This window comes from Paenirhodobacter populi (genome assembly GCF_004022215.1).
GTDB classification, from domain to species: Bacteria; Pseudomonadota; Alphaproteobacteria; order Rhodobacterales; family Rhodobacteraceae; genus Rhodobacter; species Rhodobacter populi.
On sequence record NZ_SAUZ01000005.1, the window covers coordinates 147,609 to 161,861 of the forward strand.

The 14,253-nt window shown below is 68.3% G+C and carries 17 protein-coding genes and 1 tRNA gene; 10 read left to right on the forward strand and 8 right to left on the reverse strand.

What is annotated here, in order from left to right:
• Positions 1–46: 46 nt before the first annotated feature.
• From D2T30_RS06520 to scpB, 4 genes are read left to right on the forward strand one after another with little or no spacing between them, the layout of a single operon-like run.
• A complete protein-coding gene (locus tag D2T30_RS06520; RefSeq protein WP_128208223.1) occupies positions 47–1,132 on the forward strand; it encodes an SPOR domain-containing protein in 1,086 nt (361 codons plus the stop codon).
• A 28-nt stretch (positions 1,133–1,160) separates the two neighbouring features.
• Entirely contained in the window at positions 1,161–2,168 is a 1,008-nt protein-coding gene (locus tag D2T30_RS06525; RefSeq protein ID WP_128208224.1) for a glycoside hydrolase family 3 N-terminal domain-containing protein, read from the forward strand.
• Entirely contained in the window at positions 2,161–2,958 is a 798-nt protein-coding gene (locus tag D2T30_RS06530; RefSeq protein WP_128208225.1) for a segregation and condensation protein A, read from the forward strand. The genes D2T30_RS06525 and D2T30_RS06530 overlap by 8 nt, the downstream gene beginning before the upstream one ends.
• 1 nt (position 2,959) lies before the next feature.
• Positions 2,960–3,577 (forward strand): SMC-Scp complex subunit ScpB, encoded by a 618-nt coding sequence (gene scpB / locus D2T30_RS06535; RefSeq protein WP_128208226.1) that lies wholly within the window; start codon positions 2,960–2,962, stop codon positions 3,575–3,577.
• Here scpB and D2T30_RS06540 read toward each other — a convergent pair whose 3' ends face one another.
• The 8 genes from D2T30_RS06540 to D2T30_RS06575 all read right to left on the reverse strand — a co-directional run bounded on the left by D2T30_RS06540 (position 3,578) and on the right by D2T30_RS06575 (position 9,264).
• Positions 3,578–4,651, reverse strand: a complete 1,074-nt coding sequence (locus D2T30_RS06540) for a 2'-deoxycytidine 5'-triphosphate deaminase (RefSeq protein ID WP_128208227.1) — start codon at positions 4,649–4,651, stop codon at positions 3,578–3,580.
• A gap of 62 nt (positions 4,652–4,713) precedes the next feature.
• A tRNA-Pro gene (locus tag D2T30_RS06545) sits at positions 4,714–4,791 on the reverse strand.
• 85 nt (positions 4,792–4,876) lie between these two features.
• Positions 4,877–5,632 carry a MerR family transcriptional regulator gene (locus D2T30_RS06550; RefSeq protein WP_128208228.1) on the reverse strand — a complete coding sequence of 252 codons (756 nt, stop codon included), beginning with the start codon at positions 5,630–5,632 and terminating at the stop codon, positions 4,877–4,879.
• A gap of 88 nt (positions 5,633–5,720) precedes the next feature.
• A complete protein-coding gene (gene ihfA, locus D2T30_RS06555) occupies positions 5,721–6,023 on the reverse strand; it encodes an integration host factor subunit alpha (RefSeq protein ID WP_128183049.1) in 303 nt (100 codons plus the stop codon).
• 104 nt (positions 6,024–6,127) lie between these two features.
• Positions 6,128–7,102, reverse strand: a complete 975-nt coding sequence (locus tag D2T30_RS06560) for a beta-ketoacyl-ACP synthase III (protein WP_128183047.1) — start codon at positions 7,100–7,102, stop codon at positions 6,128–6,130.
• Complete coding sequence (plsX, locus tag D2T30_RS06565) at positions 7,099–8,265, reverse strand: phosphate acyltransferase PlsX (protein ID WP_277749140.1); 1,167 nt, start codon at positions 8,263–8,265, stop codon at positions 7,099–7,101. Before plsX ends, D2T30_RS06560 begins: the two co-directional genes overlap by 4 nt.
• 21 nt (positions 8,266–8,286) lie before the next feature.
• The gene (gene rpmF / locus D2T30_RS06570) at positions 8,287–8,493 is read right to left on the reverse strand and encodes a 50S ribosomal protein L32 (protein WP_128183045.1); all 207 of its coding nucleotides are present in this window, start codon (positions 8,491–8,493) and stop codon (positions 8,287–8,289) included.
• 195 nt (positions 8,494–8,688) lie between these two features.
• The gene (locus D2T30_RS06575) at positions 8,689–9,264 is read right to left on the reverse strand and encodes a YceD family protein (protein ID WP_128183043.1); all 576 of its coding nucleotides are present in this window, start codon (positions 9,262–9,264) and stop codon (positions 8,689–8,691) included.
• A 117-nt stretch (positions 9,265–9,381) separates the two neighbouring features.
• Between D2T30_RS06575 and D2T30_RS06580 the strand changes: the two genes are divergently transcribed.
• The 6 genes from D2T30_RS06580 to D2T30_RS06600 all read left to right on the forward strand — a co-directional run bounded on the left by D2T30_RS06580 (position 9,382) and on the right by D2T30_RS06600 (position 14,236).
• Entirely contained in the window at positions 9,382–9,873 is a 492-nt protein-coding gene (locus D2T30_RS06580; RefSeq protein WP_128183041.1) for an outer membrane protein assembly factor BamE, read from the forward strand.
• Between the two features lie 118 nt (positions 9,874–9,991).
• Complete coding sequence (locus D2T30_RS06585; protein ID WP_128183039.1) at positions 9,992–10,747, forward strand: GNAT family N-acetyltransferase; 756 nt, start codon at positions 9,992–9,994, stop codon at positions 10,745–10,747.
• Between the two features lie 224 nt (positions 10,748–10,971).
• A complete protein-coding gene (locus D2T30_RS06590) occupies positions 10,972–12,795 on the forward strand; it encodes an ABC-F family ATP-binding cassette domain-containing protein (protein ID WP_128208229.1) in 1,824 nt (607 codons plus the stop codon).
• Positions 12,796–12,968: 173 nt separating this feature from the next.
• Positions 12,969–13,400: a DUF6497 family protein gene (locus D2T30_RS06595; protein ID WP_128208230.1), complete on the forward strand. Its 432-nt coding sequence runs from the start codon at positions 12,969–12,971 to the stop codon at positions 13,398–13,400.
• A 188-nt stretch (positions 13,401–13,588) separates the two neighbouring features.
• A complete protein-coding gene (locus D2T30_RS23910; RefSeq protein ID WP_277749139.1) occupies positions 13,589–13,714 on the forward strand; it encodes a hypothetical protein in 126 nt (41 codons plus the stop codon).
• A gap of 129 nt (positions 13,715–13,843) precedes the next feature.
• Positions 13,844–14,236, forward strand: a complete 393-nt coding sequence (locus D2T30_RS06600; protein WP_128183033.1) for a hypothetical protein — start codon at positions 13,844–13,846, stop codon at positions 14,234–14,236.
• Positions 14,237–14,253: the final 17 nt, after the last annotated feature.

Genomic DNA, 14,253 nt, shown 5'->3' on the forward strand with positions numbered 1-14,253 from the left:
AGCGCCGGGTCGAGGCAGAGACCGGAAAACCGGCGATGAGGCGAGCATGGTCAGCTATCACGATCGCGACGGCGGAGGGTATCCCTATGACGGCGACGGGGTTCCGTCCGCCCCCGAACCCGCGCCCCTGCACGGCATCGCCGAGCCGGTCTCCCGCTGGGTGCAGCTTGCCGGGGCGGCGACCTCGATCGCGTTGATCCTTGGCGTCGTGGTCTGGGGCTACAAGCTTGCCGTGCGCGATGTGTCGGGCGTGCCGGTGATCCGCGCGATCGAAGGCCCTTCCCGCATCGCGCCCGAGGATCCGGGTGGCGATCTGGCGCGCCATGTCGGCCTGTCGGTGAACGAGGTGGCGGGCAAGGGGCTTGCCGCGCCGGGGCCGGAGCGTGTGGTCCTTGCGCCGCCGCCCGACGGTCTGTCCGATGATGACGCGCCGATGACCGGGGTGCGCTCGCTCGTGAAGGTCGAGCGGGTCGAGCCCGAGGGCCTGCCCGTCGCCGAACCCGCTACCGCGCCGGTTCCGCAGGTGCCGCAGGGCACCGCCCTTGCGATCGAGGATGAGGTCGTGCCCGTCGACGGTCCCGAGGCGCAGGAGGGGGCTTCGGCCGCGCAGCTGCGTTCCGCCGCCGCCGAGGCGTCGAAGGTCCGCCCCGTTCCGCGCACGGTCCCGGTCCTGCCCGATGACATCGTGCAGCGCTCGACCGTGACCGAGGGGGTCGTGGCCGATACCTTGCCGGGGCTGAAGACCTCGCCCCGCCCGATGCAGCGCCCGGGCGCGCTGCGCACCGCCGCCAAGACCCCGGCGAAGGCCGAGGCGCCAAAGCCCGCCGCGCCTGCCGCCCGCCCCGCTCCGGCCGATGAGATCGACCCCGCAAGCCTGCCCGCCGATGCCCGCGTGGCGCAGATCGGTGCCTTCGACACGCCGGAACTCGCCCGCGCCGAATGGGACCGCGTCGCCGCCCGCGCGGGCGAGCTGCTGACCGGCAAGCAGCGCATCGTGCAGGAGGCGCAGGCCAATGGCCGCACCTTCTACCGGCTGCGGGTGGCGGGGTTCGACGGACTTGACGCCTCGCGGCGGTTCTGCGATGCGCTCAAGGACAAGGGCGTGAACTGCATCGCCACGGTGGCGCATTAAGACGGCGGCGCCAGGAAGGACTTCCGGGATGACGAAGACGGTGACCGGGGCGACGATCCTTGGCTGTGCGGGGCTGACGCTCGATGCCGGGGAACGCGCGTTCTTCCGTGAGGCGGACCCCTGGGGCTTCATCCTTTTCGGGCGCAATGTCGACGGGCCAGAGCAGCTGCGCCGCCTGACCGGCGATCTGCGCGCGGCGGTGGGGCGCGATGCGGTCATCTTCATCGATCAGGAAGGCGGGCGGGTGCAGCGTCTGCGCGCGCCGCACTGGCGCGAATGGCTGCCGCCGCTGGAACAGGCGGCGCTGGCCGATCCGGTGCGCAGCTTCTGGCTGCGGGGGCGGATTCAGGCGGCGGAACTGCGCGATGTCGGTATCGACGGCAACTGCGCGCCGACCTGCGACATCGCCGGCCCTGAGACCCATCCCTTTCTGCGCAACCGCTGCCTTGGCACCGATCCCGAGGCCGTCACCCGCAACGCCCGCGCCACGGCGAACGGGCTTCTGGCGGGGGGCGTCCTGCCGGTGATGAAGCACATGCCGGGCCACGGCCGGGCCGAGGCCGACAGCCACAAGGATCTGCCGCATGTCGAGGCCAGCCATGAGGATCTGTCCGTCTGGGATTTTGAACCCTTCCGCGCGCTGTCGGACCTGCCGCTGGGGATGACCGGGCATATCCGCTTCACCGCGCTGGACCCGGCGCCCGCCACGCAATCCGCGCGGATCGTGTCGCTGATGCGCGACGAGATCGGCTTCGACGGGCTTCTGATGACCGACGATCTGGGGATGCAGGCGCTGTCGGGCACGATGGGGGAACGGGCGGAGGCCTCGCTTGCCGCGGGATGCGATGTGGTGCTGCATTGCAATGGCGACCGGGCCGAGATGGAACAGGTGGCGGATCGCGCGGGGCGGCTGTCGCCCGCGGCCGCGCGGCGCGCCGATGCGGCGCTTGCCGCCCGCGTCGCGCCGGAAAAGATTGACATTGCCGCTCTGGATGCCGAACTGGAAGGACTTCTGGGCGGCGGATTGCATGGGTGACGAAACCGATCCAACAGCGGACCCGACTGTCAGCGACCGGCTTGCCGCCGAGGCGCTGATCATCGACGTCGACGGCTACGAAGGGCCGCTCGACCTGTTGCTGTCGCTGTCTCGCACGCAGAAGGTCGATCTGCGCAAGATTTCCGTGCTGGAACTGGCCGAGCAGTATCTGGCCTTCGTCACGCAGGCCAAGATGCTGCGCATCGAGCTGGCGGCCGATTATCTGGTGATGGCGGCGTGGCTCGCCTTCCTGAAATCGCGCCTGCTGCTGCCGCCCGATCCCGAGGCCGAGGGCCCGAGCGCCGAGGAACTGGCCGCCCATCTGGCCTTTCAGCTCGAACGTCTGCAGGCGATGCGCGAGGCGGCGACACGGCTGATGGCGCGCGACCAGCTTGGCCGCGATTTCTTTGCGCGCGGCGAGACCGAGGGCATCGCCCGCATCCGCGAGACCAGCTACGACGTTTCCTTGCTGGATCTGATGCAGGCCTATGCGCGGATCCGCACGCGCGACGAATTCCGCCCCTATGCCTTCGACCGCAAGAACCTGTTCACGATGGAGCAGGCGCTGGAGCGGATGCGCGGCGTGGTGGGATTCGCCGGCGAATGGACGGATCTGTCCACCTATCTGCCCGACGGCTGGGGGACGGAGCCGAAGCGGCGCCGCTCCGCCACCGCGGCGACCTTTGCCGCCTCGCTCGAACTGGCGAAACAGGGGCAGATCGAGATCCGCCAGCAGGACACTTTCGCGCCGATCGCGATCCGGGCGCGCAGCTTGCCCAGAGGACACTGACATGACCATGCCTTTCGACATCCCGCCGATGGGGGAACAGGAACGGATGGTGGAGGCGATGCTCTTCGCCTCGGCCCGCCCGCTGACGCTGCGCGAGATGGAAAAGCGCATGCCGCAGGGCTGCGACGCCGCCGAGGCGCTGGCCGCGCTGCGCCAAAGGTATGAGGGCAGGGGGGTGCAGATCACCCGCGTGGGCGAGGGCTGGGCCTTCCGCACGGCGCCCGATCTGGGCTTTCTGATGCAACAGCAGATCGCCGAACAGAAAAAGCTGTCACGCGCCGCGATCGAGACGCTGGCGATCGTCGCCTATCACCAGCCCGTCACCCGCGCCGAGATCGAGGAGATCCGCGGCGTCGCCGTTTCGCGCGGCACCATCGACCAGTTGCTTGAACTGGAATGGATCCGATTCGGGCGCCGCCGCATGACACCGGGCCGCCCGGTGACCTTTGTCGTGACCGAGGAATTCCTCGACCACTTCGGCCTTGAAAGCGCGCGCGACCTGCCGGGGCTGAAGGAATTGCGCGCGGCGGGGCTTCTGGACAACCGGCCGATGCCGGGCATCCTGCGCAGCGAGGAAGAGCCCGGTGCAAAGGGCCAAAGCGAGATGTTCGAGGAATAGTCAGGCGCGGAAGTTCTTGGCGAGCTTCAGCCCCTGTCCCTGATAGTTCGAGGCGATTCCCGCCCCGTAAAGCCTGTCGGGCCGCGCCGCCATCCGTTCATAGACCAGCCGCCCGACGACCTGCCCGTGTTCCAGCACGAAGGGCGCCTCGTGGCAGCGCACCTCCAGCACGCCGCGCGATCCGGTGCCGCCCGCCGCGCGATGGCCGAAGCCCGGATCGAAAAACCCGGCGTAATGGACGCGGAATTCCCCCACCATCGCCAGATAGGGGGCCATCTCGGCCGCGTAATCGGGGGGAATCGTCACCGCCTCGCGCGAGACGAGGATGTAGAACGCGCCGGGGTCGAGGATGATCCGCCCGCCCGTGGTATGCAGCTCTTCCCAGAAATCCCCGGCGACGTAATGGCCGATGCGGTCGAGGTCGATCACCCCGGTATGCGGCTTTGCCCGGTAGCCGACCAGATCGCCCTCGGCCGGGCGCAGGTCGACGGAAAAGCCCAGCCCCGCGTCGATCACCGGCGTGCCGGTGACCAGCGGATCGGCGGCATGCAGCGCCGTCAGTTCGGCATCGTCCAGCGTCGCATGCCCTTCGCGGAAGCGGATCTGGTTCAGCCGCATCCCGGGCCGCACCAGCACGGAAAAGCTGCGCGGGCAGATCTCGGCGTAAAGGGGGCCGTGGTAGCCCTCGGGGATGCGGTCGAATTCGGTGCCGCCGTCGGTGATCACCCGCGTGAGCAGATCGAGCCGCCCGGTCGAGCTTTTGGCATTGGCGACGGCGGTGACGCCGCGCGGCAGGGCCAGCCCCTCCATCAGCGGCAATAGGTAGACGCAGCCCTTTTCCAGCACGGCCCCGTGGGTCAGGTCCATGCGGTGCATCTCGAAATCGGCGAGCTTGTCCGCCACCTTCACGTCCCGCCCGGCAAGGAACGAGGCCCGCACCCGATAGGCCACCGCGCCGAGCCGCAGGTCGAGGCTGGCGGGCTGGATCTGCGCCCCGGTGACCTCGGTCGCGGCGGTGATCTCCTGCCGGGCGATCATGCGGCGGATGGCACTGTCGGGCAGAACTCCGGGCATCGCGGTTTCCCTTGTAAGAGCGCATATGCGAACGCCCACCCCGAAGGGTGGGCGTTTCGTGATGGTCGGGCCGGTGAGATTCGAACTCACGACCTTCCGCCCCCCAGACGGACGCGCTAACCAGGCTGCGCCACGGCCCGACACGAGGCGCATATAGAGGCATCGGGGCGTCGGGCGCAAGCGGCAAAACGCATCTTTTCGCAGCCTCTTGCGGGTTGTGCGGGACTAGTGGCGGAGCGCGGTCGGCGGCGCGGCAAGCCGGTCGCGCAGCGCCGCCATCCGGTCGCTGAGCGCGAGCAGGCGGACCCGTTCCACCGTGGTCAGATCGCCTTCCATCCCGTGCAGCAGGGCCATGAGCGCGGCAAGACCGGGGGCTGGCTCAAGGGGCTCCGGGGGTGCGGCTTCGGGCGCGGCGCCGAAGGAAACGACCTCGGCGGTATCATCGTCCTGCGGCACGTCCGGGGCGAAGGGGGCGTCGGGAATCTCTGCTTCCGGTGCGGCAAGAGTGTCGGGAACCTGCACTTCCGGCTCGGCAGGGCTTTCCGCCTCCGGCGCGGAAATGGAATCGGTGACCTCTTCCGCGAAGGTGGTGTCGGTCGCTTCCGCCTCCGGCTCGGGATCGGCGAAAAGCTCGTCCGGCGGGGTCCGATCGGGGAAGGGCACGACGCGCGCGGGCGTTTCCGCCGAATCCCCGGCGGGCTCGTCCAGCCGGATCGCGGCGCGCGCGGTCACGGCGGAAATGCCCTGTTCCTTGAGGATCTTCTGCACGCCACGGATGGTCAGCCCGTCCTCGTGCAGCAGCTGCTTGATCCCCGCCAGCAGCGCGACATCGCCGGGCCGGTAATACCGCCGCCCGCCCGCGCGCTTCAGCGGCTTGATCTGCGGAAAACGGCTTTCCCAGAAACGCAGCACATGCGTGGGCGTGTCCAGCAGCAGCGAAACTTCGGAAATCGTGCGGAAAGCGTCGACCGATTTCGTCATGGCGACGGTCCTGTTCTGTTCGGGCGCCGTGCCGCGGCGCCTGTTTCATTCGGAGCCCGCCGGATCCGGCGCGGACGGCCCCGGGGGATCAGCGCGTGTTGCCCGCCGCCACGCGATCCTTCATCAGATGCGAGGGGCGGAACGACAGCACCCGCCGCGGCGAGATCGGCACCTCTTCCCCGGTCTTCGGGTTGCGCCCCATGCGCGAGGATTTTTCCCGCACGGAGAAGGTTCCGAAAGACGAGATCTTGACCGTTTCGCCGCGCACCAGCGCATCCGACATATGCTGCAGGACGCTTTCGACGAGCTGTGCAGATTCGTTGCGCGACAGGCCGACCTCGCGGAACACGGCTTCGCTCAGGTCCATGCGGGTCAGGGTCTTGTCGGACATGTCATCCTCCGGTGTGGTTTGCGCCACGATGCGGTCAATGAAATCCCGAGTCAATATCAATGGCTTGCGCGAGGGTCTGCACAAGCCATCAAAGGCCGCCGCGCCTACCAGCGCAGCACCACCGAACCCCAGGCCAGACCGCCGCCGATCGCCTCGGTGACGATGACATCGCCCGGCTTGATCTGGCCGCGTTCCCGCCCGACCGAAAGTGCCAGCGGAATCGACGCGGCCGAGGTGTTGCCGTGGTCCTGCACCGTCAGGATCACCCGGTCCATCGGCAGGCCCATCCGGTCCGCGGTGGCCGAGATGATTCGCAGATTCGCCTGATGCGGCACGATCCAGGAGACATCGGCGGCCGTCAGCCCGGCCTTGTCGAGCGCGGCATGCGCGGTTTCTGCCAGCTTGATGACGGCATGTTTGAAGACGGCATTGCCCTGCATCCGCAGATGCCCGGCCTGCCCGTTGCTGGACACGCCGCCGTCGACATAGAGCAGATCGCGATAGCGGCCGTCGGAATGCAGATCGACGCCGAGGATGCCGCGGTCGGCCGGTGTGCCGGCCTCTTCCGCCGCCTCGAGGATCAGCGCGCCCGCGCCGTCGCCGAACAGCACGCAGGTGGACCGGTCGCTCCAGTCCATGATGCGCGAGAATGTCTCCGCGCCGATCACCATCACCCGCTTCGCCTGACCCGACAGGATCATCCCGTTGGCATTCGCCAGCGCAAAGACGAAACCGGCGCAGACCGCCTGCACGTCGAAGGCAAAGCCCGAGGTGCTGCCAAGCCCGGCCTGCACCATCGTCGCGACCGAGGGGAAGGTGAAATCCGGCGTCGAGGTGGCGACGACGATCGCGTCGATCTGATCCGCCGTCATGCCGGCATCGGCCAGCGCCGCCTGTGCCGCCCGGATCGCAAGCTGCGAGGTGTTTTCCCCCTCGGCGGCGAAATGGCGCCGCTCGATCCCGGTGCGGGACCGGATCCATTCGTCGGTGGTGTCGAGGCTCTTTTCGAATTCGGCGTTCTCGACGACACGTTCCGGCAGGTAGTGGCCGACGCCCCGGACCACGGCTCTTGTTATCATTTGGCGGACTCGTTGCTGGCCATTTGGGAAGGCGCATCCTGCCCCGCCGCGATGGCAGAGGCAACCCGTGCCGCGAGCCGGTCGGCGAAACCGGACTTCGCCAGCCGCGCCGCAAGCTCGATCGCGGCGGCGACGCCGGTGGCATCGGCCCCGCCATGAGACTTGATCACGGTGCCGTTCAGGCCCAGAAACACGCCGCCATTGGCCCTGCGCGGGTCCATCCGCGCGCTCAGCCGTTTCAGCGCCCGCATCGCCAGCAGCGCGCCGAGCTTCGCCATCCACGAAGATGTGAACGCCTCGCGCAGCAGGCGCGACGCCATCTTGGCCGTGCCCTCGCCGGTCTTCAGCGCGACATTGCCGGTGAAGCCGTCGGTCACGATCACGTCGACCCGATCCGAGGGCAGGTCATTCCCCTCGACGAAGCCGATGAAGTCATAGGCGCCCCGGTCCTGCGCGGCGGCGATCAGCTCATGCGCGGCGCGCAGCTCGGCGTTGCCCTTGTGCTCCTCGGTGCCGACGTTCATCAGCCCGACGCGCGGCCGTTCCAGCCCGAGCGCGTGACGCGCATAGGAGGCGCCCATCAGCGCATAGGTCAGCAGGTCGGGCGCATCGGCCCGCACATCCGCCCCCATGTCGAGCATGACGTTCCAGCCGCTCGGGTTGAACGAGGGCCAGAACGAGGCGATCGCCGGCCGGTCCACGCCCGGCAGCTTGCGCAGCCGCAGCATCGACACCGCCATCAGCGCGCCGGTATTGCCGCAGGAGACGGCGACATGGGCGCGGTGGTCGCGCACCGCCTCGACCGTCGCCCACATGGAGGTATCCGAGCCGCGCCGCATCACCTGCGCGGGCTTGTCGTTCATCGTCACCACGGCCTCCGCATGCACCAGCGTGCAGGCGGCGCCGATCCCGGCCTGGGCGATCAGCGGCGCGACCTCGGATTCGCGTCCGTTCACGATAAAGCGCAGCGCGGGGTTGGCCTTCAGCGCGATCGACATGCCTTCGACGACGGCCGAGGGACCCCGGTCGCCGCCCATGGCGTCAATCGAAACGACAATCGCGCCGGAAACATCCGGCGCGGTGACCGCCTTCCGGCGGCCCTGCGTGTCGGCAGTGTCTGTCTGGCCCCCGGCCTGCGTCCGTTCCTGCTCTGGCAGCATCATCGGCGGGTCCGGGCGACGGGCTTACGCCGCGTCGTCGTCCAGATCGACCTCGGCGGCTTTCGCCACCACTTCGCGGTCGTCGTAGTGACCGCAGGCGCCACAAACGTGGTGCGGGCGCTTCAGCTCGCCGCAGTTCGGGCATTCCGCCGGATTGGCGGCAACAAGGGCATCATGCGCACGGCGCATGTTGCGGCGGGAGCGCGTAACTCGGTTTTGCGGGACAGCCATGTCTCAACCTCAAGTGCTGGCGGGCCAAGGCCCTGATTTACTGGAGTTTCGTCACTGGCGCCGAACTGCGGACCGGGTGCGAACCCAAACATCGAATGAGGCCGGGAACATACTGCGATTCCCCACGGTTGCAAGTCCTTTCTTGCCGCCTTGCCGGGGTGGCCTCCGCTGCCCCGGCAAATACCCGGAAAACCGTCACTTTTCGCCGTCTTCGCCGTCTTTTCCGCGTTCGATCAGGCTGCGCAGGGCGGCAAAGGGGCGGGTATCCTCGTCGCGCAGCGGCGTCGCGCCCGGCTGGGTGAAGACCTTTTCGCCCAGTTCCGCCCCCTCCGCCCGCGGATAGAGCGGCAGCGCCAGTTCCAGCACCTCGAGCGCCACCGCCGCAAGGTCGATCGCCGCGGGCAGGGGCTCGGCGGTGTCGTCCTCGGGCATCTCGACTTCCTCGCCCTCGGGCTCGGGCATGTCGGCCAGATAGCGGCGCGTCACGGTTTCGTGCAGGGTGGTGTGGACGGGGCTCAGCGTCACCACGCAGGGCTGTTCGACCTCGGCGTCGAAATCCGCCTCCAGCAGCCAGTCGCTGCGGCCCTTGGGCGTCAGCATGCCGCGCAGGCGCAGGGCGGGCAGGGCGGTGATCCCGGCCCATGCGGCGATCGCCGCCCGGGTCTGCGCATCCGGCTTCAGGTCGAAACGGTTGGGCTTGCGCGTGGCCAGCTCGGCCGTGCGGACCGGATGCGACCAGGGCGGCGGGGCGTCGGGGGAAAGCTCGGGCATCTGGGGACCTTTCGGATCGGGCGGCGTGGATCGGCGCGCCCGGCGCATGGTGCTTGAGGGCCGGGCCTTGTTGTTGTAATCGGGATAAAAGGCCACAGGCCACGAGGCAAGAGGGGTATGCAGGTGAGCACCGGAACCGTGACGCGGAAGCGGCGCGCCGCGCAGGCGCTGATGCTTGTGGCGGCCCTGTTCTTGGCCGGCTGTCAGGCGGTCTATCGCAATCACGGCTATGTGCCGACCGAACGCGAACTGGCGCAGGTCGTCGTGGGCAAGAGCACGCGCGACGATGTGGCGGCGGCGATCGGGCGGCCGTCCTCGACAGGCGTGCTGGAAGGCTCGGGCTGGTACTACGTCGGCTCGCGCTGGCGCTACTTCGGCGCCCGCGCGCCGCAGGAAATCGAACGCGAGGTGGTGGCGATCAGCTTCGGCCAGAACGGCGTCGTGTCGAATGTCGAACGCTTCGGACTGGAAAAGGGCGAGGTCGTCGTCCTGTCGCGGCGCGTGACCGATTCGAACATCGGCGGCACCGGCCTGATCCGGCAGTTGCTGAGCAACGTCGGTCGGGTGAACGCCGGACAGCTTGTGGATTCGCCCGGCAACCGGAACTGACCGGGTTTCGGGCAAACCGGGCCGCGCCGGGGCAAAGCCCGAACGTCGCGGCGCTTTCACGTTTGCCGGGTAAGGTCCTTGTCGTATGGTGCGTCGGGGAGCCGGCTCGGGGACAAAGATGTTTGCGCTGGCAAGAGGCCGCTACGCGGCACGTTTCGCGAAGGACGAGGCCGATCTGCGGGCGGCGCAGGCGCTGCGCTGGCGCAGCTTCATCGGCCGATGCGACGACGCGGCGGCCGCGGGGCGGCGCGATGCCGACGCCTTCGACGGAATTTGCCAGCATGTTCTGGTCGAGGAGGTGGCGACCGGGCGGCTGGTCTGCTGCTACCGCATCCTGCCCCTGCGCGACGGCGGCGACATCGGCCGCAGCTATTCGGCGCAATACTACGAACTGTCGGCGCTGCGCGGCTATGGCGGCCGGATGGTCGAGATGGGGCGCTTCTGCCTCGATCCCGAGGCGCACGACCCCGATATCCTCCGCGTCGCCTGGGGCGCGATGACGCGCTATGTCGACGAAAAGGGCGTGGAGCTGCTGTTCGGCTGTTCCTCCTTCTCCGGGACCGCCTGGCAACGATATGCCGATGCCTTCGCGCTGCTGGCCGATCGCCACCTCGCCCCGCCGCGCTGGCTGCCGCGGATCAAGGCGCCGCGCGTCGTGCGCTATGTGCGGGCGCTGGCCGGGCGCGCGGGCGATCCGCAAAAGGCGATGCGGGAAATGCCGCCGCTCCTGCGCAGCTACCTGCTGATGGGCGGCTGGGTCAGCGACCATGCGGTGATCGACCCGGATCTGAACACGCTCCACGTCTTCACCGGGCTGGAAATCCGCGCGATCCCGCCCGCCCGCGCCCGCGCGCTGCGCCTCGTAGCAGGGTAGGGGTCGCCCCGTCCTGTTCACCGCATCCACGGAACGCCCGAATCGTCCCCTGCCTTCATTCTTCCATAAATATCCCGGGGGTGAATTGGCCAAAGGCCAAGAGGGGGCTGGCCCCCTCCCTTCCTCTCCACTCACCCCGGCGTTCCCGAAATGCGCCCGCCGAAAAACGCCGGGCCGAAGCCATCCCCGTTGACCTTTCGCGGTGCCGCCTGTAGCCCGCTTTCATGGCACGCGCACCCCTTCTGCAACTCACCGACATCTCGCTGACCTTCGGCGGCAATCCCGTGTTCGACGGGCTCGATCTGGTCGTCCAGCAGGGCGACCGGGTGGCCCTTGTCGGGCGCAACGGATCGGGGAAATCCACCCTGATGAAGGTCATGGCCGGGCTGGTCGAGCCCGACCACGGCGAGCGTGTGGTCCCCTCGGGCACGCGCGTCGGCTATATGGAGCAGGAACCCGATCTGTCGGGCTTCGCCACGCTTGGCGACTTCGCCGCCTCGGGTCTGGACGACGCCGATCACTACCGGGTCGAGATGGTCGCCGAGGGGCTGAAATTCCGCCCCGATGCGGATGTGAACACCGCCTCGGGCGGCGAACGGCGCCGCGCGGCGCTGGCGAAACTGCTGGCCGAGGCGCCGGAGCTGATGCTCCTCGACGAGCCGACCAACCATCTCGACATCGAGGCGATCGCCTGGCTCGAAGCGCAGCTGAAAGACACGCGGGCGGGCTTCGTACTGATCTCGCACGACCGGGCCTTTCTGCGCAATCTGACGAAGGCGACGCTCTGGATCGACCGGGGCGTGGTGCGGCGGCAGGAGAGGGGCTTCGAGGCCTTCGAGGAATGGCGCGAGCAGGTCTGGACCGAAGAGGACGAGGCGCGCCACAAGCTCGATCGCAAGATCAAGGCCGAGGCGAAATGGGCGGTCGAGGGGATCTCGGCCCGGCGCAAGCGCAACATGGGCCGGGTGCGCGCCTTGCAGGATCTGCGCGAACAGCGCGCCGGACAGATCCGCCGGCAGGGCGTCGCCGCGATGGAGATCGATTCGGGCAACCAGTCCGGCAAAAGGGTGATCGAGGCGAAGGGCCTGACCAAACGGTTCGGCGACAAGACCATCGTCGAGAATTTCGACCTGCGGGTGATGCGCGGCGACCGGGTGGCCTTCGTCGGGCCGAACGGCGTGGGCAAGACCACGCTGCTGAAAATGCTGACCGGCGAAATCGCGCCGGATGCGGGCACGGTGACGCTTGGCACCAATCTGGAAATGGCGGTCTTCGATCAGGCGCGGGCGACGCTCGATCTGGACATGACCCTGTGGGACGGGCTGGTGAACGATCCCGACATGCGGGTCTCGGGCCGCGCCGATCAGGTCATGGTGCGGGGCACGCCCAAGCATGTGGTGGCCTATCTCAAGGACTTCCTGTTCGACGAATCGCAGGCGCGGGCGCCGATCGGCTCGCTGTCGGGCGGGGAACGCGCGCGGCTGCTGCTGGCGCGGATCATGGCGAAACCCTCGAACCTGCTGATCCTCGACGAGCCGACGAACGATCTGGATGTCGAGACGCTGGACCTGTTGCAGGACGTTCTGGGCGACTATCCGGGGACGGTGCTGCTGGTCAGCCACGACCGCGACTTCATCGACCGGGTGGCGACGACGACCATCGCCATGGAAGGCGACGGCCGCGCCACGGTCTATGCCGGCGGCTGGAGCGATTATCAGACGCAAAAGGCGCTGAGCGCGGCGGAGGCGGCGGCTCCCGTGGCCCCCGCCGCGCCGAAGCCCGCGCAGGCGGCGGAAAAGCCCGCCGCGCCCGCCCGCAAATCCGGCCTGAGCTTTACCGAAAAGCACCGGCTGGAAGCCCTGCCCGAGATCATCGCGAAGCTGGAATCCGAAATCGGCAAGCTCGGCACGCTGCTTGCCGATCCCGACCTGTTCAGCCGCGAGCCGGTCAAGTTCCGCAAGGCGACCGAGATGCTGTCGGATCGGCAGGCGGCGCTGGCCGCGGCGGAAGAGGAATGGCTTGCCCTCGCGGAAAAGGAACAGGGCTGAGGCCCGCCGGAATCCGCTTTGTGTGACATCGCGTCCCGTATAGGCTGAGCCAAATTCCGGGGGTCAGGCTTGGCGGATATTCAGGGGAAACCGGCGCGGCGATGCGCCGCGGACAGCAGCCGCGGGCCGCTGCGCATCGACCTGCGGAAGAAACACCACGACATGAGGGACGGATGAAGCGCGCGTCTGGTTGGGGGCTGGCGGCGGCGCTGGCCGGTCTTCTGTCGGTCGGGTCGGCAAAGGCGCAAGAGGTCGCCGCCATGGACCCGGCGACGGTTCCCGTTCCCTCGGGGCAGGAGGTCCACTGGGTCGAGACATTGCACGACCTGCAGGGACCGGCGGGACTGACGTTGCGATTCCGGTTCGTGGCGCCCGGCCTTGGGACGGATTCGGCGGTGTCGCCCGAACAGGTCGAGGACGACATGCAGGCGCTGTGCAACGACTACGCCCTGCCGCGCGTGTCCAACACCGGCCCGCAACCCGCGCAGATCGTCATCAGCCTGTCGAGCCGGGCGATTCCCTTCGGCTCGGCCGATGAAACCGTCGCGCAGTATTTCGATGCCTTCTCCATCGTCGACGGGGCCTGCGTCTGGGAGCTGTTCTGACAGGTGGCGGACGGGGTTCCGCCGATCCGCCGTCATGAATCCGCCGAATGGACGAATTGAGCGCTTCACGCTCGCGCGACGAGGATATAGCCTTGCAACGGGTTGGAATTGGCCGACTCGTGACATGATCGAGCAGATGGATCCCGACCGAAGCGTCACCGGACCTCCCTGTTCCATTGGAGTGAAAAATGTCGAAAGCTCTTATTGCCGTCGCTCTTGTTGCCTTCGTCGCCGCCTGCGCGCCGAAACCCGAACCGGTTCCGCCGGCGCCCGCTCCGGTGACCACCGAACCGACCTATCACAGCAAGCTCTGATCGGTCTGGCCGGGGGCGGGGCGCAAACCCGCGCCCCCGGCAATTCCGGCCCGGCGAAGGCCGGATCCTGCGGGGCAGGTTGCGTCCCGCCGGCAGGTTGTGCGATGCCTCCGCGCAGGAGGTGATTCCATGCTCAAACATCGCGGCTTTCCGGGCCGTCTTCCCGGGACCGATCATCAGTTCATCATCCGCCGTGCCAACAAGGCCGGCGCGACCAAGATCGTGCGGCGCGAAAGATATCGTGACCGCTCGCCCGCCGACCGCCGCGCCGATGCGGGGTTCATGGCGGCGCTGTGGGACCATTTCGGCGAAGAGCCGTTCGAGCGCGGTAATCTCGATGCCGGCCGGCTGAGCTGGCTGATCGGCCGCGAGGTGGTTCCGGCGGCCGAGCCCTTCGATCCCGCCTCCTACGAACAGCTTCTGAAAATCGATCTGAAACGGGCGCAGGCGTCCTTTCCCGAGGTCTTCGCCGATCCCGACGCATTCGATTGGGGCGGACTCGACGAAGATGAGGACGATTGAGCGTCATCCGGCCAGCG